Origin of the sequence: Butyrivibrio sp. X503, from assembly GCF_003625475.1 — a bacterium.
Taxonomy (GTDB): domain Bacteria; phylum Bacillota; class Clostridia; order Lachnospirales; family Lachnospiraceae; genus Butyrivibrio.
The window spans coordinates 151962-172616 of sequence record NZ_RAIQ01000001.1; the positions used below are offsets into that span (position 1 = coordinate 151962).

The window sequence follows — 20655 nt, forward strand, 5'->3', positions numbered from 1 at the left end:
CCAATATCCTCTATTACTCAACCGTAACAACCTTAGCGAGGTTTCTCGGCTTATCAACGTCAAAGCCCTTGGTGTAAGATGTGTAATAAGCGATGAGCTGCATTACAACTGCTGCAGTGAACGGCATGAACATATCGCTCATCTCGGGAAGGATAAATGTGTCATCCTCGGGGATGTTCATATCCTTGTAGAGAGACTCTTTGGTAATAAGGATCATGCTGGCACCACGTGACTGCACCTCTCTGATATTGGAGTATTCCTTGGATGCTAGTAAGCTCTGAGTTACAAGAGCAACTACAGGTACTCCGTCTGTGATAAGCGCGATCGTTCCGTGCTTAAGCTCACCTGAAGCATATGCTTCTGAATGAACATATGAGATTTCTTTTAATTTAAGTGATCCCTCAAGAAGAAGAGAGTAATCAAGTCCTCTGCCGATCATGAATGCGTTATCTGCGTGAAGGAACTTGTTTGTCATCTTCTTTACAAATTCTTTTTTCTCAAGAATCTGCTCGATAGCATCGGGAACAGTCATAAGTTCATCAAGGTACGCCTTCATCTCTTCGGGCTCGAGCATACCGTTAAGTCTTGCGGTATGAATGGCAAGCAGATAGAATATCGAAATCTGGCTTGTAAATGCCTTGGTACTTGCAACCGCAATCTCAGGGCCTGCCTGTGTGTAAATGCAATAGTCACTGTTATCGGCAATTGTAGATCCCTTTACATTAACTATAGAAAGAACCTTGGCGCCTCTCTTCTTGGCATACTTGATAGCCTCAAGAGTATCGATTGTTTCACCTGACTGAGAAACAGCGATAACAAGAGTACCGGGCTTGATAACAGGATTGGTATAAGTAAACTCGGAAGCAACCGCAACATCGGTGTGGATGTTGGCAAGTGTATGGAAGAGCTGCTGTCCGATAAGTCCCGCATGCATAGCTGTTCCGCAGGCGATTACGATAATATTCTGATTTTCTCTGAAAAGAGAATGCGGAATACCCTCAGCTGTAAATGTTGTTCTTCCTTCTACTATATGAGGCATGATAGTGTCTCTGATAGCATCGGGCTGCTCGTGGATCTCTTTTTCCATATAAAAAGCATATCCGCCCTTGCCGCCACGGCTGGTATCCCAGTCGATAGTCATAAGCTGGAGAGGTACCTCGTGCTTCTTCTCATCGTGTACCACGATTCCCTTGGATGAAAGGCATGCGATGTGATACTCGGGAAGGAAAGCGTACTCCTTGGCGTGAACACCGAGAGCCGCTACGTCTGAAGCAAGCATAGCGCCGTGCTCGGTCATGGCAACAACGATAGGGCTTACGTTACGAGCCGCATAGATCTTGCCGGGCTGATCCGCAAAAAGAACCGCGAAAGCAAATGTTCCCTTTAATACGCTGATAGTTGATCTGATAGCCTTCTCTGCATCTCCGTCATAGAAGTGATCCATGATCGCAGCTGCTACCTCTGTATCTGTCTCTGAAACGAGCTTATCCTTAAGATTGTATTCCTTAACAAGCTCCTTGTAGTTCTCTATAATTCCGTTGTGCACGAGAGTTACTCTGCCCTGATTGTGGGGATGAGCATTGGCATCGCTGACACCGCCGTGTGTAGCCCAACGTGTATGACCGATACCTGCGCATGCCTCTTCCGTATCTGCCGCAGTGATCTCTCTTAACTTGGACACGCGACCCGCAACCTTCTTAACTAAAGGTGCATCAGCCTCACCGGGGAAAAGAGCTATTCCCGCACTGTCATATCCTCTGTATTCCAAAAGTTCAAGTGAATCAAGAAGTATCTCTTTGGTACTTCTCTTACCAATATAACCGATAATTCCGCACATAATATCTCCTATTCGATTACCTTTTATTCAACTGATTTATTATAAAAGTTTGTTACTTTATAGTCAAATTTGACATCAAATTGATCATCATGTACAATGCTTAGGAATTATGGAATTTAATGTTATGAAGAAAAAAACTAACGAAAAAACAAACAACTTAATAGCGAAAAGTCCCTTTGTAGCAGCATTTGCCATGATATTCGCTTTAGGATTTCTGGCAAACGGAACAGTATGTATTGCAGAAGAAACTCCTGAAGCCGCTCCCGTGGAAACTACGGAAGCACCCGCTACGGAACAGCAGCCCGATGCACCTGTCGCTGAACAGCCTGAGGATGCAGCTGCCTATGAAGTTTCCACACCTTTTACAGTTACTAAGTTAGAAACTCCCGTTACCATGTACGTTACCGAAACCGTCAACGTGCGCGACGGTGCGGGCACACAGTACAATCCCATCGGCAAACTCGGTTGGGGCAACTGTGTTTCAGTTACAGGAACTACCGACAACGGCTGGTATGAGATCAGCTACAATGACACTGTTGCATATATAATAGGTAATTACGTGTCACAGAATCTTCCCGGTATTCCTTATCTTTTCGTAGGTGATTCCAGAACCGTTCAGCTTCAGATGGCTGTAGGTTCCAATGATAAAGCTTATGTAGCCAAGGTCGGCGAGGGCTACAACTGGTTTAAGAACACTGCAATGCCTCAGATTCAGGCAAGCGCCGGCGCGGGCACAACAATGGTCATCAACTTCGGTGTCAATGACCTTGCCAATGCTTCCAAGTACATCAAGCTTGTAAACAGCAATATTGATGCATGGGAGGCACAGGGAATTACGGTTTACTACGCTGCAGTAACTCCCGTAGGCGACTGCTCTACTGTATCCAACGATCAGATTGAGAAATTTAATGCCAGACTTAAGGCAGAGCTTGATCCTCGTATCAAGTGGATCGACGGATATTCATTCCTTAAGCAGAACGGATTCTCTGCTTCAGACGGGCTTCATTACAACCGTTCAACGTACAAGAACCTTTATTCTTACTACATGTCAGTAATAGGAACAGACGTATAAAAATGATGGGTGGACCTAAGCTTACGGTCCACCCATTTTTCAATTGACAATGCCATATTCTATTGCTACAATAATGTTCGTGGCTCTGATGAGTCCCAAGCTGTTGTAGCACAGTCGGTAGTGCGTCGCATTGGTAGTGCGGAGGTCACGGGTTCGATTCCCGTCAGCAGCTTTATTGATATAGGTGTCGTAATTGAAACAGTCCACTTCATGCTCGCATGAAAGTGGACTGCTTTTAATTTACGACCCTAACAAAAATGAGGAAGTAGCGTGATAACGCGGATTCCGAATTTTTGTAGGATTGCGAAAACAGCTTTAGCTGTGGAGCAATCCGTATATCAATAAAACTAAAAGGTACGACACTCTGAATTATTGTAGGATTGCGAAAACAGCTTTAGCTGTGGAGCAATCCGTATATCATTAAAGCGTATATACATCTCAAACAAAAATCCCACCCCATGCAAGCATGAGGTGGAACTTTTATCATTAGTATTATTTCAATTTAATTCAGCCTCGCGACCGCTTTATTGTCCCTTAGCCGCCATAAATGTATCGAGCTGACTGTTAGCATCATCGATGATTCCCTTGATTCCGTTATCATCAAGCTTCTTAAGGAACTCAGGAAGCTTCTCTTCGGGGTCAACTGTTCCTGTGCAAAGTGAGAGCATGTACTCATCAACAACGTTGGCTACGGCACCCATCTGTGCCTCTACCTGTGAAGAATCATAAGCATATCCGAGAATAGGAATCTCTTTTGCTGCTCCGTAGTATGACTTAAATCCATCCCAGAAATCTGTGCCCTGAGCGTCTGTAGGAGGAAGGATTGTTACGTTGCCGACACCGTTTGTCCAAGGCTGATAATCAGCTCTCTTATCTGTAAATGTGATTGTTCCGTCATCATTCTTGGTATAGTGAATATCCTGTACACCGTAGTTAAGAAGTGTCATAAGTGTAGGATCTGTATTTAAGAGATTAAGGAACATCATAGCTCTGTCAGGATTCTTGGAAGCTGTTGAGATAGCCATCATAGCGCCCTGTGAAGATGTTGTATCAACATAAGCGTCTGTGCAAGGAACCATCTCTACGTGGATTCCTCTCTCCTGTGAAGCCTGAAGCTCATATCCGAGTGAATATGACTGTGTTCCGATGAGGTACTCACCTGAAAGCTGTTTGTTTGTTCTTGTATCGTTGGCCTGATTCTTGTTACCCATTGCAGGATCGATGAAGCCTTCAAGATAATACTTTCTTGTCTGATCTACGAACTTCTTGAATTCCTCTGTCTCAAACTTGTTTACAAGCTTGTTGCCGTACTTGCCGGGCTTTGAAACGTCTGTAGGATCAAGATAGTATGACATGAAGTTACCTGTTGCGCTGTCACCTGTAACGATGATAGTGTTGTCTACCATTCTCTCAAGAACCGCACCCTCGATAAGAAGAGGATAGAAGTCGTTTCCTTCGCCTTCTTTTACAGTCTTTAAGATCTCTTCAAATCCATAGTAGTCGGTATTCTTGATATCATCGAGTGTGTATCCGTATTTCTCCAAAAGATCTACGTTAACATCCCAGCAGTTCTGAGTAGCGATATCCTTGTATCCGGGAACAGCATAAACGCCGTATCCGTCGGAACCGTTGATAGTAGCACCGTTGATAAGAACTTCGGGAAGGAGCTTCCAAAGATCCTGTCCGTACTTCTCGATCAGGTTGTTCTCGGGATTATCAAGTCTTACCCAGTAACCGTCTCTTGCAAACTTGTTGTACTCATCGGCACTCCAAGAGCATGTAAAGTAAATATCAATATCGTCTCCACCCTGAAGCGCAAGCACCGCATTCTGATCGAAATCACCCCATGTGCCCCAGATAGGCTCAAGAGTAACATTGATCTTGTCTTTAAGATATGCGTTAACCTCTTCCAGCACTTTGCTGTCATCGGTTACGTTACTTCCGTGGAAGTACATCTTAAGAGTAACGGGATCAAGAGAAGCTGCATCAATCTCCTCAGGTGCTGCCGGCTCTGCTGCTTCCGCTGAGGGAGCTGCTTCTCCTGCATCGCCCGAACTTTGTGTTGCACCTCCTGAAGCCCCACATCCGACTGCAGCCAGTACCATAGTACATGATAACAATACTGCCATTAGTTTCTTCTTCATATAACCCTCCTTTTTTAAAAGCACGTCTCGTGCATCATTAACATCATCCTTTTACCGAACCGATCGTAAGTCCCGAAACAATGTATCTCTGGAAAAAAGGATACGCACAAGCAATCGGAACTACGATAAGAACAACCAGTGCCATCCTGAGTGAATCTGACGGAAGATCGCTTACGATATTGCTCGCCTCCGCACCGATCATGGATGAGTTCTTCACAAGGAAATCCACCTTGGTCTGCATCTGCATAAGCAGATACTGAAGTGGGAAGAACTTGGCTTCTCTTATATAAAGCATTGGAATGAACCACTCGTTCCAATACGCCAGTGCCGATAACAAACCGACCGTTGCTATTCCAGGTTTGGAAATGGGAATAATGATCTTAAACAGTGTCGTATACTCTCCCGCCCCGTCGATCGCCGCTGCATCTATGAGTTCCTCCGGAATCGAACTCTGGAAAAAAGTCCTCATAACAATGATGTTGAACGGATTAAGGAGCATCGGGATTATTACTGCCCAGTAGCTGTCTGAAAGTCCAAGAACCGTCTTACAAACAACATATGTAGGTGCAAGGCCGCCTCCGAAGAGCATTGTAAAGAACGCCCAGAAGGTAAAGAACTTTCGGAATTTGAAATCCTTTCTGTAAAGCCCGTAGGAGTAAAGGATTGTAACCAGCATCGTAAGTATCGTTCCGACGATAGTTATAAAGAAGCTGTTAAAATACGATCTCCAAAGCTGATCTCCAAGCTTCATAACATAGTTGTATGCTTCCAGCGACGTCGTCTTGGGAATAAACGAATATCCTATCGCTCTTATGCTCTCCTGCGATGTAAAAGAGATGATCACTACAAACACAAACGGCACGATACACAAGAGACAGAACAGAATAAGCACGATATGGCATATTATTTCTGCCGGAACGGATATGGAATTTATCCTTCTTCTTTTAGTCTTAACGTTAGCCATATATCCTCCTTAGAACAGTGCGCTGTCCTCATCAATCTTTTTTACCACCTTATTGGCAAACATAATGCACACGAAGCCTACGGCATTTTGCAAAAGACCTCCCGCCGTCGACATTCCGATATTATTGGTTGCCGTCAAAACTCTGTAAATATAGGTATCGATAACCTGCGTCGCCGAGAAAAGAGATCCCGAATTAAGAGGTACCGTGTAGAACAGACCAAAATCGGAATTGAAGATCTTGCCGACATTCATGATAAGAAGAATGCAGATCATCGGTCTTAAGTTAGGAATTGTCACGTAGAATATCTGCTGCCACTTGGTAGCTCCGTCGATAGCCGCCGCTTCGTACTGCGTCGTATCGATTCCGGTTATGGCTGCCAGATACAGGATTGATGAATATCCTATATTCTTCCAAAGATTACATATCGTCAGGATAAACGGCCAATATTTCGGCGTATTGTACCAGTCTATCTTTTCAAGACCTTTGGTCATAAGGAAATGATCGATAAGTCCCTTTGTGGGATCAAGGAATGCAAGCAGGAAATAACTTGCTACAACCCAGCTTAAGAAATATGGGAAAAACATAAGTGTCTGGTATGTCTTTGCCACAAACTTATTGGTAAGCTCATGCAGCATGATTGCGAAAGCAACTGCGATCACCAGGCCCAATGCGATCCATACAACGTTATAACAGATAGTGTTTCTTATATATATCCAGGAATCCGTTGTGGCAAACAAGAACTCGAAATTCTTTAAACCTGACCACGCAGAATGCATCAGATTATTCCAGAATGTTGGATTTTTGGGATAAACTTTATAATTCTTGAACGCGAGAACAATTCCCGCCATTGGAAGATATCTTAAGAAAAAAAACCAGATTGCTCCCGGCAAGACCATGCTTGTCAGAAATATAGTTTTCTTTAGACTTGCTCGTTTTTTAGTCTTAGACATTTGCAGCCCCCTTTTTTACTTCTCTAAGAATATTGTAGAGTCTGCAAATCCCTAAGTCACGGCACCATTTTGTTCATTTTTGTACTATTTTGTGTGATTTCTGTATTCGTTTGCGGATATGCCTTTTACCTTCTTGAAAACCCTTGAAAAATGGGCCACATCCAAGAATCCGACTTCCTCCGCGACATCGCTTATTCGCTTCGAAGGATCTTTTAACAGCTCGGAAGCTTTCTTGATACGAACGGTATTGAGTATCTCCGAGAAATTCTTGCCGGTCTCCTTATTAAGAAGCTTACTTAAATGCCACTGGCTCACATAGACCTTGTCTGCGACATCGGACAAAAGAATCTTCTCGTTATAATGTTCTTCTATGTAGCTGAGAGCATTTCTAACGATGAAGTTATCGGCTACTGCCTCTTCCGACTCTCCGTCTTCAGAAGAGTCACTGCTTGTTCCTTTTATCTTATCCGATCTTTCGACCATATGAGCTATGGCTTCATTTATCTCATCCATATTGGACGGCTTTAGCAAAAACCTGGACACTCCGAGGTTGATCGCCTTCTGCGCATATTCAAAATCTCTAAATCCGGTAAGAATAGCGATCTGCATATCCGAGTATTCCGACTTAAGTCCCGCGATCATGGTGAGTCCGTCCATCTGCGGCATACAGATATCAAGGAAAAGAATATCCGGATGTAGCTCTTCGATAACTCTTTTTCCCTCAACTCCGTCTCCCGCAGTTCCTACCACTTCGCAGCCGTATTTGGCCCAATCTACACTTTTTGACAACCCCTGTACGATTATGGGCTCATCATCTATGATGACAACTTTCTTCATCTCATCCCTCTTTTCTTATAGGCATGACCATTCTGAATTGCATTTTGTTCTCGCCGGACTTGCTAACGCTAAGTCCGTACTCTTCCCCAAAGATCAGCTCTATTCTCTTGTTCACATTGTAGATACCGATGGAAGTATGTGTTCCCGGTTCACTCTTTTTAAGCTTGAGTTCTCCGCTTATGATCTTTCTGATCCTGTCCACTTCCTCATCCGAAATATCTTTTCCGCTGTTGATAACATCTATTATAAGTTCATCGTTTTCTTCAAAAATATTGAGCCACACGGTACCTCTGTTGACGCTCTCAACACCGTGTTTGATGGCATTTTCAAGTATCGGCTGTAAGATAAGCTGCGGCACGTAAGTTCCAAGCGTCGTGCTGTCTATAAGCTTTTCAACCTTAAGCCTTTCTCCGAATCTCATGCTCATGATATAAAGAAAAGCATCTCCGCATCTGAGCTCATCGGCCAATCTGACCAGCGTATCGTTGTCTCTGTTGATGCCCGAATCAAGGACAGTAGCCAGCGATTCTATCATCTTGCTGACTTCAACATCTCCCGACATCCTCGCCTGCCAGTTCATCATCTCCAAAGTATTATTAAGAAAATGAGGATTGATCTGCGCCTGAAGCGCCGCTATCTGCGCATCTTTCGTCATCATCTTCTGGGTATACTCGGTATTCTTTTTCATGTAGTAATAGGAAAGCAGCATGATCGGTATCATTCCTATTATCGTGATAAATACGATGATGTTGATCCTAAAAAGCTCATAATACAGGTCTTTTGAATTCTGCAGATAAAAGAACTGCATCTCATAATACATGCTGGTGGTAGCACATCTGTAGCCCTCATAGTACCTTCTGAAATAAGGTATTATATTGAAGTTTCTCCTATAGATGTCTTTTCCGGAAGATAGATACTCAAGCACTTCCTTCTTATCTTCTTCGATCTCTTTATCCGAATCCCTGTAGGTAATAAATTCTTTTTCATTGTCAAAAGAAATATAGATGGCGCTTGAGGTGTCTATCGGAATATCCGCAAAGAGCTTTTGCTTATCAAGCCCCGCGACTATAGTGGCATAGCGTCTGTCATAAGCGGAATAAAAAAGATTCTGAACAAGGTATATCCTGTTATTGGCAACGACCACCTTTGTTCCCTTTTCTTTTCTATCAATCTTATCCTTGATCACCGGCTCTATATAGTTTATGTACTTATCATACTCGTAGCCGTTCTTTCCGACGTATGCGCTCGGCGATTCACCGTCTTCATAGTAGAGCGCAACACAGGAATAATGCCCGTCCATGTAGAATTTCCTGTTTAGCTCGGATCTTGCCCAAATAAGGAATTTCTCATTTCGCGAGCGTCTCTCCCATTCACCTCCGACCGACTCTTTATGCAGCTTGTAGCTTGCATCGTCAATCTGAGATTTAATGAGTACAGCTGAGACCTTGGCTTCATTCGCCATTTCTCTTTCTGTTCTTTTTACATATGCATCCTGATATTGGATAAAGATAAATGCAGACAACACCGCGATCGGAAGTATCCACGATGCCATGAATATAAGAAAAAGAGAGCGCTGTAAAGAGGATAAGCCAAGCTTACCCCTAAACAAGCCTCTCTTCTTTTTACTTAACCCCTCACGCTTTCCCATTTACCCTCTTTGTTCCACTTGAGGACGGTCTTATATCCAAGCTTGGAATACCAGGGTGCGACTCCCGTGTAGTGAACATAGCTTATATCATAGCCAAGCTCCTTAAGTATCACGGTTGCTTTATCGATCATCTTAAGACCGATTCCTTTTTCCCTGAAGCCCGGGATTGTTCCGACACATCCGGGGCCTCCAACCTTGTAGGTAATACCGTCTTCCTCATACATTCCCATATCTTCGATCATACAAAAGCTGACTACTCTGCCCCCGCAGAAACCACAGTAAATCCTGTCAGTGGGTTTGTATATGTCAGCCCAGGATTCATCCACCGCTCTTACTGCTTTTAAGAAGGTTTCAAAATCTCCTTTATAATAATCATATACTATATTTTCGGGGATGTATAATTCTTTGTTTTCCTCATAGGAATCCAGCATAAGTGTCATCTCTTCATAGGTTTTGTCAGATGATATATTTGCCAGATTTTCGGGTGATAGGAAATCCTTGTATAAAGTGTCAAATAGTTTTTTATTATTCATGTTTAAGTTCCAAAAACTCCTCGTATAATTTGCATAGCTTCTTGGCATCTTCGGTGTCGGGCATCTCGGAATAAATCCTAAGAAGCGGCTCCGTACCTGAAAATCTCGCTATTATCCAGCCGCCGTTTTTAAAGTAAACCTTGCTGCCGTCAAGATAGCTTACCTTATCCACATCAAAGGAAAATTCCGGAAGCTCCTTTTTGATGAGAAGTCTGTCCATGATCTCTTCCTTCTTCTCCTGAGTGAAGTGGTAGTCATTCTCTTCCATTGCGATCTTTCCATATTTTTCCTCAAGGTCCTCTATGATCTCTGACATCTTCTTACCGGTAACCGCGATCATTTCAACAAGAAGCATTGCGGCATACACACCGTCTTTTCCCTTGATATGTCCGCGTACGGTAAGACCTCCCGATGACTCTCCGCCGATAACGGCATCCGTCTCATTCATCTTGGCCGATATATGCTTAAATCCAACGGGAACCTCGTAGCACTTTTCGCCGTATTCTTCAGCCATTCTGTCAAGGACGTGCGTTGTGCAGACATTTCTTACAACAGGACCCTTCCAGCCTTTGAACTCTTCGAGATAATAATACAAAAGAGCCATTATCTCATTGGGGTGAAGGAATCTGCCCTTATCGTCGATGACACCGATCCTGTCGGCGTCTCCATCGGTTGCGATTCCTATGTCGTAGTGTCCGTCCACAACAACGTTCTGAAGCTGATGAAGCGTAGCTGCGGTAGGAGCGGGAAGCTTCCCTCCAAAAAGAGTATCGTGTCTGTCGTGAATAGTCTCAACTTCGCACCTTGCTGTCTGAAGAGTTATTCGAAGAGACGTCTCACTTACGCCGTACATAGGATCGAGAACTACTCGAAGGCTCTTTTCCTTGATGGCATCCATATCTATTCTTGATATTATGCTGTCGATGTATTCGTTAAGAGGATAGATCTCGTTAATAAGCCCCGCCTCTTTGACTTCATCGTATTCCATATATTCAACGGGGTCGCCTGTCTCGACTTTCTTGATATACTCCTCTATCTGTGCTGTCTGGATCTCATCAGCATCCCTTCCGCCTGCGGTAAATACTTTTATACCGTTATAAAGAGCGGGATTGTGGCTGGCGGTCACCATCATTCCGTATGAAAGCTCATGCTTCATAACATAGAACATAACTACGGGTGTGGGAACAGACTTGTTTATGAGATATGCCTTTATTCCCTCCTTTGCAAAAACTCGTGCTGACCACTGCATAGCTTCTTTTGAAAGGAATCTCCTGTCGTATCCTATTACTATTCCTTTTGATGCAACGCCTTCGTCTTTCATCTTGGTTGCAAGGGCTTTAGCAAGAAGCTCTATGTTACTTCTTATGAACTCATCACCTATGATGGCTCTCCATCCGCCTGTACCGAATTTGATCATTTTATCATCCTCCTCATAATTAACCCATTACAACTTTGACGTTGTGGTCGGTGCCCGCTTCGCAAGCCGGTATCTTATCCACTTCTTCGCCGTCAAATATGATCTTTTTAACTCCCTTTTGAACGTGGTCGGGATTTGTTATCTCAATCGAGTATTTTGCGCCGCGCCAGATCCTTTCAACCTTAAAGCCTGCCCAGATATCGGGTATGCAAGGATCTATCACAAGCTCATCATACGAAGGTCTGATTCCCAGAATATATCTTGTTGCCGAGAAATATGACCATCCGCCGGAACCTGTCATAAACGGATGTCTCGCTCTTCCGAACTGTTTATGTGAAGGTCCCATGATGAACTGGCAATATGAGTACGGCTCGGCTTCTCTTGTCTCTATCTTGTCGTTCTGATAATAAGGACAGAGCGCATCATAAAATTTCATTGCGGTATTTCCGTTTCCGAGAACACACTCTGCTGCCCAAGCCCAAGGATTGGGATGAGAAAATACCGATGAGTTTTCTTTAAGTCCCGGGAACACCTTGGTTATAAATCCGATAGAAGGATCTATCTTGGTATACGGAGGTGTGTTGAGCAGGATTCCCCACTCGGTAAAAAGATATTTATCAACAGCTTCCATTGCCTTCAAAGCCTTGGCTCCCGTTGCTGCTCCGGAAAGTACAGCCCAAGCGTTGGACTCAAGGTGTACTCTTCCTTCTTCGTCCTTGGAGGTTCCGATCTTCTTACCGTTCTTGGTTATACCTCTTATAAACCACTCTTCGTCCCAGAGGACTTCGTCACTTAATACCTTAAGCTTATCGGCAACTTTGCCGTAGTGCTCTGCATCTTCGCTTTTTCCGAGTTTATTCGCAAGCTCTATGAAATGAGTAAGTGCCCAGTGATGAAGGAAGCTTACCATTGCACTCTCTCCGCCGCCAAGGTTAAGACAGTCGTTCCAGTCTGCTCTGAGTCCCTTGCACACGCCGTTTTGGCCGACTTCTCTTTCGGAAAAATCAAGGATCTTTTTCATGTGCTCATAGACTGTTCCCTCGGGGCCGTCCGCGTACGGAAGTACCATGTCGGCAAATCCGAGATCTCCCGTCTCTTTTATGTACTCTGTAATAGCGGGAACAAGCCAGAGCGCGTCATCTGCGCAGGCATCTTCCTTGGAGTGAACTCTGTCGCTTGCAGATACCGGAATAACAGTCGGTGACTTAAAGCCATCGGATTCGGGTTCTTCTTCAAACCATACGGGATCGAAAAGATGCAGGCCGTAGCCTTCGGAAACAAGGCCGTTTAAGAGCTGCATTATTCTCTCTTTACACTTCTCGGGATTGGAATGCGGTATCGTCATAGCATCCTGAGCCGTATCTCTGTAGCCGAGTCCCGTTCTTCCTCCAAGCTCTATGAAGGAAGCAAATCTTGAGAACATAACGTTGATTTCGGACTGATACAAAGTCCATGTATTAATCATTGTGTTCATGCCTTCGCTGGGAGTATCGATAACAAGCTTGGATATTTTCTTATCCCAATACTCTGCGAGCTCTTCGTAGGCTCTGTCTACATTGGCAAGATCGCTGTATTTTTCTTTTACTCTTTTTCCTTCGCTTCTGTCGCCTTCTCCGAGCATGAAGATAAATCTTACTTCTTCACCGGGATTAAGGCTAAAGTTCTTTTGAAGACTTCCGCAGTGATTTCCGCCCTTTTGCTCCGAAGATGAACATTTGCCGGTCTCGACTGCCACGGGATTGTCTTCTGTGTGATACATTCCGAGGAAAACATCTCTTTCGCAATCATATCCGTCGGGATCGAAGTTTGAAGCAAAGTACTGGAATCCGTCAGGCTCATAATGAAGATCTTCTTCTATTATTCCGTCTTCATATGAAGCTCCCGCGCAGTACAAACTCATCTGGAAATTCTGATTATCAATTGCTATTGAATGGAATGAGAATTCAAGATATGAAAATATAGAAAGGTTTCTGACCTTATTCTCTGTGTTTTTTACCCTGACATCCCATAAAAGAACGTTCTCGGATAACGGAACGCTCATCTTCTGAGAACACTTAAGGCCGTCATATTCACACTCGTAAACGGTGTATGATAAGCCGTGTCTGCAGGTATATTTAGCTTTATCAAGCGCCTTTGCTACAGGCTGCCATGAAATTGTGAAATAGTCGGAAGAATCGGCATCCCTAAGATATACATAATATCCCGGTCTGTCCATCGGAATGCTGTTTCCGTGAAATCTACTGATTCTGTGATACTCGGGGCTATCGTAGAATGAATAGCCGCCGGCCGTATGATTTATGACTGTGGCAAATTTCTCGACGCCGAGATAATTTGTCCAGGATGTCGGCAGGTCAATCCTGTCGATCACATATTCTTTATTATCGTTGTCAAAATAGCCATACTTCATGCCATGGACCTCCCATATAATCTCTTATATGAATTATTCTAGTCTCATGGCATTTAATTATGAATGTATGTACTTGTTATTTTATGCTTATTTTTGGTAAGACTTATTCACAGCATAAGTTGTGAAACAAGGAACTGATAAATCTCCTGATTCTTTTCCTGCCAGTTGTTGCAGATACTCTGTGCGATCTCTTCCGTTGGAACAGGGAAGTTCAGCTCGACTATGTCTTGACCATTCTCTCTGGCAACGAGGTGAGCTGTGTATTCGTTGTCGCCTGTTTTCCTGTAATCCGCAAGTATCGAAGCTTCGTTTCTAAGCTTCATACTGTTGGCTCGAAGATACTCATCTATCTGCTGCCTGATCGAAGGATTGATCCTGTTTCCGAAGAACTTAAGTGTCTCATCACCTTCCGATGTGATCTCAAGGAAGGTTCTGTTTGCTACCGTCTTTTCTATAATGAGCTTTGACACCGCAAGCTCGGAAAAGACCTCTTGCAGTGTCAGAAATGTAGTGTATTCGTTCTCTAAGATAAAATCGTATATCTGTGCCTTGCTAAGCGGTACTTCACATCGCTTTAGCATGTACAGAACGATCATCTTATATAAAGTAAGATACTGTGAACTCACAGTGATGCCTCCAAATTAAATATGTGCCTTAACTGCTGCCGAAATAACATCCGCAACTCTGGGATCGAATGCTGCAGGGAGAATGTTTACATCAGAGAGTTCATCTTCCGCAACAAGACCTGCAAGAGCCTCTGCTGCCGCAAGCTTCATCTCCTCTGTTATCTGCTTAGCTCCGCCTTCGAGCGCTCCGCGGAAGATTCCGGGGAATACAAGAACGTTATTTACCTGGTTGGGAAAATCACTTCTTCCTGTTCCGATAACTCTGATTCCGGCTTCCTTGGCAAGGTCGGGCATGATCTCGGGAACGGGATTGGCCATGGCGAACATGATAGCATCCTTGTTCATTCCCTGAGCCATCTCTTTGGTCACGATACCGGGTGCGGAAACGCCGACAAATACGTCAGCTCCCTTAAGTGCATCCGCAAGGCTTCCCGTCTGCTGATCGGGATTGGTCACATCCATCATCTTCTCCTGCATCCAGTTAAGATCTGCGGATTTCTTATGAAGGATACCTGATTTATCACACATTGTAACGTTCTTAAAGCCGTAGCGAAGAAGGAGCTTAGTGATCGCTATTCCTGCGCTTCCCGCGCCGTTTACAACAACCTTACAATCTTCCTTTTTCTTTCCGACTACCTTAAGGCCGTTGATGATACCCGCAAGAACAACAATCGCAGTTCCGTGCTGATCGTCATGGAATACGGGAATGTCGAGTTTTTCTTTAAGTCTTTCTTCTATTTCAAAGCATCTCGGTGCAGAAATATCCTCAAGATTGATTCCGCCAAAGCCGGGAGCAAGGTATGTAACTGCCTTGATGATTTCCTCAGTATCCTGTGTGTCGAGGCAGATCGGAACAGCATTAACTCCGCCGAATTCCTTAAAGAGAACCGCCTTTCCTTCCATAACGGGCATTGCTGCGTAAGGACCAATGTTTCCGAGTCCCAAAACCGCACTTCCATCTGATACTACAGCGATGGTATTGGACTTTATCGTATATTTGTAAGCAAGGCTCTTATCCTCTGCGATAAGCTTGCAAGGCTCAGCAACACCGGGTGTGTACGCTATTGCAAGATCCTCTTTTGAATTAACTTTTGCTTTGGATAATATCTCAAGCTTTCCATTCCATTCTTCATGCATCTTAAGTGCTTTTTCTGCGTTGTTCATAATGTCTTCTCCTCTAGAACGTTTTTCCTACTATATCATAAGCGAATGCCACTACCTCGTTTCGCTTATCGGTATCTATGTATTTGAATACATTGTAGATCATCTTGTGTCCACCTCCGGTATTCTCAAGTCCGAGGGCAAGTCCGAGAGCCGCGATCTCATCGCCGGCATCCACCTGTCTGGAGAGCATGAGCGCATCTATATGACCGTTCTGCACCATCTTGGTGTAGGCATAAGCAAAAGCAGCTGCCTGAACGGCTTCTCCGGAAGTCGAAGAATATCCGACCTCACTTAAGATAATTGACCTTACTCTTCCCTGTGTATCAAGCATATGCTCTTTTTGCATATATCCGGTAAGGACATCAATGTTCTCCATTGTGATACAAGGAGTACTCTCTGTGTGATTAACATGCTTGGACGGATTCCAGAACGCCGTATTTCCGTTGGGGAAAGAGTACGGATGTGCCGCAAGTCCCCAATCGATATTGCCGTGAGCCGATATTGAATCGGCAAAGATATCGATAACGTCCTTGGCATCATAATCGCCCGTCTTCTCAGTATTATATGTCCATCTCTGATCTATAGGTATGTAAACCTTGGCGCCCGCATTCTGACTCTTTATCGCATTGTAAAAGACTCTGAACGCCCTTGTATATGCAGCGGTATAAGTTCCAACGTCTACGTGCTGCATGAAATTATACTCTTTTCTGGCATTGACCTCGTTGGCAATTATCCACATGCTGACATTGCCGTGTCCCGAGCCGGAATATCTGCCCGCCAAAAAGCTTCCGATCGCCGCACATGCCTTAACGCCTCTTTCGTCGGATGCATTAAACATGTAATACGGAGCGGTCGATCCGCTTCGTGCACTCGGATGTGTTATCTCAGGGAAAGCAGCGGTGCTGGCATCATTAAGTATGATCGCAGCGATGTCTATTCCCATGCTGTTGAGCTTCCTGAACAGATCGTCGTAATTGTTCATGACCTGAGCATTAAAATGATAGGTAACACCGCCATAGGAATACTCAATTCCGCCTGATGTGGTAAGGATATGCGAAAGCGGTATATTGTACGAACAATAATTGACACCCAGATCCGCAAGCTCCGAAAGTCTGAGCGGATACGGAAGTATTCCTTTTATTGAATTGTGTGACATTCCGCCATAGTTACCTCCCGCACATGCTCCGGGATTGGTAATATACTTGGGATGGCTGATGCTGACAAATTCTCCGTCCTTCTTAACAGCAACTCTGAATTTTGAAAAGAGTCTTGAATCGGCCGCTCCCTTTTTAAGGTCTATGGAAAAAGATGTATCGTCACCCTTATATATCTTGGAAATAGGCTCAAGCTCCGCCGAGAACTCATCATCATATGTCGGCTGCTCAAAAAGATAGTAGTATTTGTCGTCGCTCCTTGGAATTCCTTCCGAAGTAACGGCAATCTCAACCTTACCGCCCTCTACGATAGTACAGCTACCGATATTTGCAAACTCCGCAGTATTCTCGGGAGTCATATCAACTGTAGCGGGTCTCTCGGAAAGCGCTCTGGAAACAGACTTACCTCCCTCCACAATATCTTTTAATATTGATGGATTGACATATTCAACCTGTCTGGTCTCATGCTCCTCCAATGAAGCCTCCAATATGGGCTCATCTGCAAGACCGTCTTCCGATCTCTTCATTCTTACGACAAGCGTGGCGATCATAACCACCACAAAAACAAGCGCAGCTAGTGCAGCTAAACCTGTCAGGATTACCAATCTTCTATTCCGGCGGGCTCTTTTCCCTGTACGCAATCTGCGCTTTTTTCTTTTCATGGATCTGTTACTTTCCTTGTCCTTTTAATTTTTTCATATGTTCTTTTATCTTGTTCTCATATCCATTCCCCGAAGGATTGTAGAATTCCTTGCCGTTAAGCTCATAGGGAAGATATTGCTGTTTGACATAGTTGCCAGGATAATCATGTGCGTATTTGTATCCGATGCCGTGTCCGAGCTTGGCTGCGGACTTGTAATGAGCATCCTGAAGGTGTGGAGGTATCGGAAGATTACCTGTATCCCGTACTGCCTCCAATGCTTCATCTATCGCCATGATCGCAGCATTGCTCTTTGGTGCCGTAGCAATATAGCTCGCTGCCTGCGCCAGTGTAATGCGCGCCTCGGGCATACCAAGCCTCTCAACTGCAAGCGAAGCCGCTACCGCAACCTGTAGTGCCTGCGGATCGGCGTTTCCGACATCCTCGGAAGCACAGACCATCATACGTCTTACGATAAACTTGGGATCCTCTCCCGCGTTAAGCATTCTTGCAAGATAGTAAACAGCAGCATCCGGGTCGGAACCTCTCATGCTCTTTATGAATGCAGAGATCGTATCGTAGTGGTTGTCGCCGTCTTTGTCATATCTGGCAACCTTTTTCTGAATGCATTCTTCCGCAACTTCTTTGGTTATATGTATAAGACCGTCCTCGCTGCGCTCGGTGGTCATAATACCAAGTTCTATGGCATTAAGCGCATGTCTTGCATCTCCGTCTGCAAGATCCGCCAAAAAATCTGCCGCGTCTGGCTCAAGAACTGCCTTGTAGCTACCCATTCCGCGCTCTGTATCGGTTACTGCCCTGTTAAGCAATGTCTTGATATCATCTGCCGTGAGCGGTTTGAGCTCAAAGATAACAGATCTTGATATCAGAGCCCCGTTCACCTCAAAATAAGGGTTCTCGGTTGTAGCACCTATAAGTATCACGGTGCCGTCTTCAACGAAAGGAAGGAGATAATCCTGTTGCCCCTTGTTGAATCTGTGTATCTCGTCTATGAAGAGTATGGTCTTCTTTCCATACATGCCAAGGTTGTCCTTGGCCTTTTTTACCACCTCTTCCATGTCTTTCTTGCCTGCTATGGTGGCATTTATCTGGGTAAATTCCGCCTTGGTCGTATTAGCGATGACCTTGGCGAGAGTGGTCTTTCCCGTTCCTGGAGGACCGTAAAGAATTATGGAACTAAGTTTATCTGCAGAAATAGCTCGATAAAGAAGCTTGTCTTTGGCAATAATGTGCTGCTGTCCCACGACTTCGTCAAGGGTTCTGGGGCGCATTCTTGCGGCAAGCGGAGACTCTTTTTCCATGTTGTTTTCGCGCATATATTCAAACAAATCCATAACGCTATAATTCTACTATTTTTAAAGGGAAAATGGAAGCAAAAACTAAGGGACAAAATGACGGTTCAATCAAGAAAATAATGAACTGCCATTCCGTCCCTGTTTGACTTGTTTCTTAGCGTGAAACCTCGATATTGTCTGAGGTTATCGTAAATATGATTTTATCATCTCTTGTGTAGTAGATCTTGACGCCTTTATTCTCAAGCGCCTCAACGACCTGCGGTGCGGCAGGCTCGCTCTTACTTGACGTGATAACGGCGTATTCGGGATTAATATAATTAACAAATGTCTCAAAATCCGCCTTTTCTCTGCCGTGATGAGGAACCTTTAAAATATCGCTCTCAAGTCCGGGCGTATTAACAAGCTCTGCGATACGCTCATCAAGCGCATCTCCGGTAAAAAGCATCGATTTGTTACCGTTTACGACTCTCATCGCAAGTGATGAATTGTTGCTTACATCTTCTACATAAGATTTAGATTTGGGCGGATAGATCGTGAACGTAACTCCGTCCGCTTCAAATGTGGTTTCTTCGGTAACTACGGTCTCTACCAGATTCTTTCTCTTAAGAGCCGCATAATACTCAGCCATCTCTTCGGAGTTCTTGGATCTGTAGGTAGTATAGACCGTTCCGATATCGAAATTGTCGATAACTCTGTCGGCTCCGCCGACGTGATCCTTGTCGTAGTGAGAGATTATGATGGCGTCTACTTTTTCAACGCCGTGCTCTTTCAGGATCTCGACAAGCTTTTTGCCTTTTCTGTTCATACCTGTGTCCATTACAAAGGTATGGTTCTCGGTCTCCAGAATAAACGCATCTTCTGCGGATGTCTTAAGCGCCGTCACTGAAAGTGTGCCGGGATCTATCTTGAAATTCTCATCAACTTCGTATACTTTTTCATTTTTGGTACTGCCCGGTTCGAAAGCACATGCACCAAGGCACATAGTAAGAAGTAAACTCGCTGCTAAAAATGTCTTTTTCATCCTATATTCCCACTTTCTTGGTAAGCATATTAAGAACTCTTTTCTTATCCGTAGACCACTTGGGCTCAACCAGTAAACTTCTGGGCCCGTCGCCCGTCATACGATGTACGACCGTCTCTTTAGGTAAAAGAGCTATACAAGCCGATACAAAATCAGTATACTCCTCCATTGACATGAACGCATACTTATTTTTGTCATCAAACCGGGTTTTTTTGTAATCTTCATACATCTCAGTCCCTTTTAAAAGTTGAAGATTCTGTATCTTAATGCCATCAAGAACGGGCTGCAGATCAGAAAGATATTTTATCGTTTCAAGCATATCTTCCTTGGTCTCTCCGGGAAGCCCTATTATGACATGAACAATGACCTCAATTCCCGCATTCTTAAGCCTTTTATACGCATCCTCAAACACATCCAGAGTATAGCCTCTGTGAATTTCGAGTGCGGTCTTTTCATGAATGGTCTGAAGTCCCAGTTCTATCCATACGGGCTTTATCTTTTTAAGCTCCTTAAGCATCTCTATAACTTCAGGACCGACACAGTCAGGTCTTGTTCCGATAGACAAGATCTTTATGTCATCGCGCATTGCTGCTTTTGTATACAGCTCTTTTAACCTGTTTATATCACCGTAGGTATTGGTATATGACTGGAAGTAAGCGATAAAGCTCTTTGCGTCCGTCTTCCCGGCGATGCGCTTCTTGGCTTCTTCTATCTGCTCTTCAATCGGAGCCACTTCCGCCGCAAACTCTCCGCTTCCGCCCTCTGAGCAAAATGTACATCCGCCCGTAAGCCTCTTTCCATCGGGCATAACAATAGAACCGTCTCTGTTTGGGCAGGTACAGCCCGACTGCAAAGACAACCTGTATATCTTTTCTCCGTATAATTCTTTTAAGTATGTGGAAAGACGTCGCGCCATCTTTTCTC

General features: G+C 44.3%; 16 protein-coding genes and 1 tRNA gene. 2 read left to right on the top strand and 15 right to left on the bottom strand.

The features are described 5' to 3' along the window. Positions 1 to 13: 13 nt before the first annotated feature. On the bottom strand, positions 14 to 1837 hold the full coding sequence (gene glmS / locus D6853_RS00640) for a glutamine--fructose-6-phosphate transaminase (isomerizing) (RefSeq protein WP_120655886.1): 1824 nt from the start codon (positions 1835 to 1837) through the stop codon (positions 14 to 16). Positions 1838 to 1961: 124 nt separating this feature from the next. On the opposite strand from glmS, the gene D6853_RS00645 reads away from it, so the two are divergent. Together D6853_RS00645 and D6853_RS00650 are read left to right on the top strand one after the other, a co-directional pair. After that, the gene (locus D6853_RS00645; RefSeq protein ID WP_207667197.1) at positions 1962 to 2909 is read left to right on the top strand and encodes an SGNH/GDSL hydrolase family protein; all 948 of its coding nucleotides are present in this window, start codon (positions 1962 to 1964) and stop codon (positions 2907 to 2909) included. A 99-nt stretch (positions 2910 to 3008) separates the two neighbouring features. Then, positions 3009 to 3081 (top strand) — tRNA-Thr (locus D6853_RS00650). Between the two features lie 352 nt (positions 3082 to 3433). On the opposite strand, the gene D6853_RS00655 is transcribed toward D6853_RS00650, so the two are convergent. The 14 genes from D6853_RS00655 to D6853_RS00720 all read right to left on the bottom strand — a co-directional run bounded on the left by D6853_RS00655 (position 3434) and on the right by D6853_RS00720 (position 20647). Further along, on the bottom strand, positions 3434 to 5053 hold the full coding sequence (locus D6853_RS00655; protein ID WP_120655888.1) for an ABC transporter substrate-binding protein: 1620 nt from the start codon (positions 5051 to 5053) through the stop codon (positions 3434 to 3436). A gap of 43 nt (positions 5054 to 5096) precedes the next feature. Beyond that, positions 5097 to 6017 carry a carbohydrate ABC transporter permease gene (locus D6853_RS00660; RefSeq protein ID WP_092246765.1) on the bottom strand — a complete coding sequence of 307 codons (921 nt, stop codon included), beginning with the start codon at positions 6015 to 6017 and terminating at the stop codon, positions 5097 to 5099. Positions 6018 to 6026: 9 nt separating this feature from the next. Then, the gene (locus D6853_RS00665; protein ID WP_092246768.1) at positions 6027 to 6968 is read right to left on the bottom strand and encodes an ABC transporter permease; all 942 of its coding nucleotides are present in this window, start codon (positions 6966 to 6968) and stop codon (positions 6027 to 6029) included. Positions 6969 to 7052: 84 nt separating this feature from the next. Further along, a complete protein-coding gene (locus tag D6853_RS00670) occupies positions 7053 to 7805 on the bottom strand; it encodes a response regulator transcription factor (RefSeq protein WP_120655889.1) in 753 nt (250 codons plus the stop codon). A gap of 1 nt (position 7806) precedes the next feature. Beyond that, positions 7807 to 9453 carry a sensor histidine kinase gene (locus D6853_RS00675; protein ID WP_120655890.1) on the bottom strand — a complete coding sequence of 549 codons (1647 nt, stop codon included), beginning with the start codon at positions 9451 to 9453 and terminating at the stop codon, positions 7807 to 7809. Next, a complete protein-coding gene (locus tag D6853_RS00680; protein ID WP_158588627.1) occupies positions 9432 to 9986 on the bottom strand; it encodes a GNAT family N-acetyltransferase in 555 nt (184 codons plus the stop codon). The genes D6853_RS00675 and D6853_RS00680 overlap by 22 nt, the downstream gene beginning before the upstream one ends. Then, complete coding sequence (locus D6853_RS00685; RefSeq protein ID WP_120655892.1) at positions 9979 to 11403, bottom strand: phosphoglucomutase/phosphomannomutase family protein; 1425 nt, start codon at positions 11401 to 11403, stop codon at positions 9979 to 9981. Before D6853_RS00685 ends, D6853_RS00680 begins: the two co-directional genes overlap by 8 nt. A 19-nt stretch (positions 11404 to 11422) precedes the next feature. Beyond that, positions 11423 to 13810, bottom strand: a complete 2388-nt coding sequence (locus D6853_RS00690; protein ID WP_120655893.1) for a GH36-type glycosyl hydrolase domain-containing protein — start codon at positions 13808 to 13810, stop codon at positions 11423 to 11425. A gap of 107 nt (positions 13811 to 13917) precedes the next feature. Further along, the gene (locus D6853_RS00695; protein ID WP_120655894.1) at positions 13918 to 14436 is read right to left on the bottom strand and encodes a DUF4364 family protein; all 519 of its coding nucleotides are present in this window, start codon (positions 14434 to 14436) and stop codon (positions 13918 to 13920) included. Between the two features lie 15 nt (positions 14437 to 14451). Next, positions 14452 to 15600 carry an NAD(P)-dependent malic enzyme gene (locus tag D6853_RS00700; protein WP_120655895.1) on the bottom strand — a complete coding sequence of 383 codons (1149 nt, stop codon included), beginning with the start codon at positions 15598 to 15600 and terminating at the stop codon, positions 14452 to 14454. 13 nt (positions 15601 to 15613) lie between these two features. Continuing rightward, the gene (locus D6853_RS00705) at positions 15614 to 17416 is read right to left on the bottom strand and encodes a DUF5722 domain-containing protein (protein WP_147367680.1); all 1803 of its coding nucleotides are present in this window, start codon (positions 17414 to 17416) and stop codon (positions 15614 to 15616) included. Positions 17417 to 17423: 7 nt separating this feature from the next. Further along, positions 17424 to 18749, bottom strand: coding sequence for a replication-associated recombination protein A (locus D6853_RS00710; protein ID WP_120655897.1), 1326 nt, complete (start codon positions 18747 to 18749; stop codon positions 17424 to 17426). A 115-nt stretch (positions 18750 to 18864) separates the two neighbouring features. Beyond that, a complete protein-coding gene (locus D6853_RS00715) occupies positions 18865 to 19731 on the bottom strand; it encodes a ComEC/Rec2 family competence protein (RefSeq protein WP_120655898.1) in 867 nt (288 codons plus the stop codon). Between the two features lies 1 nt (position 19732). Further along, positions 19733 to 20647 (bottom strand): TIGR01212 family radical SAM protein, encoded by a 915-nt coding sequence (locus tag D6853_RS00720; protein WP_120655899.1) that lies wholly within the window; start codon positions 20645 to 20647, stop codon positions 19733 to 19735. Positions 20648 to 20655 lie beyond the last annotated feature (8 nt).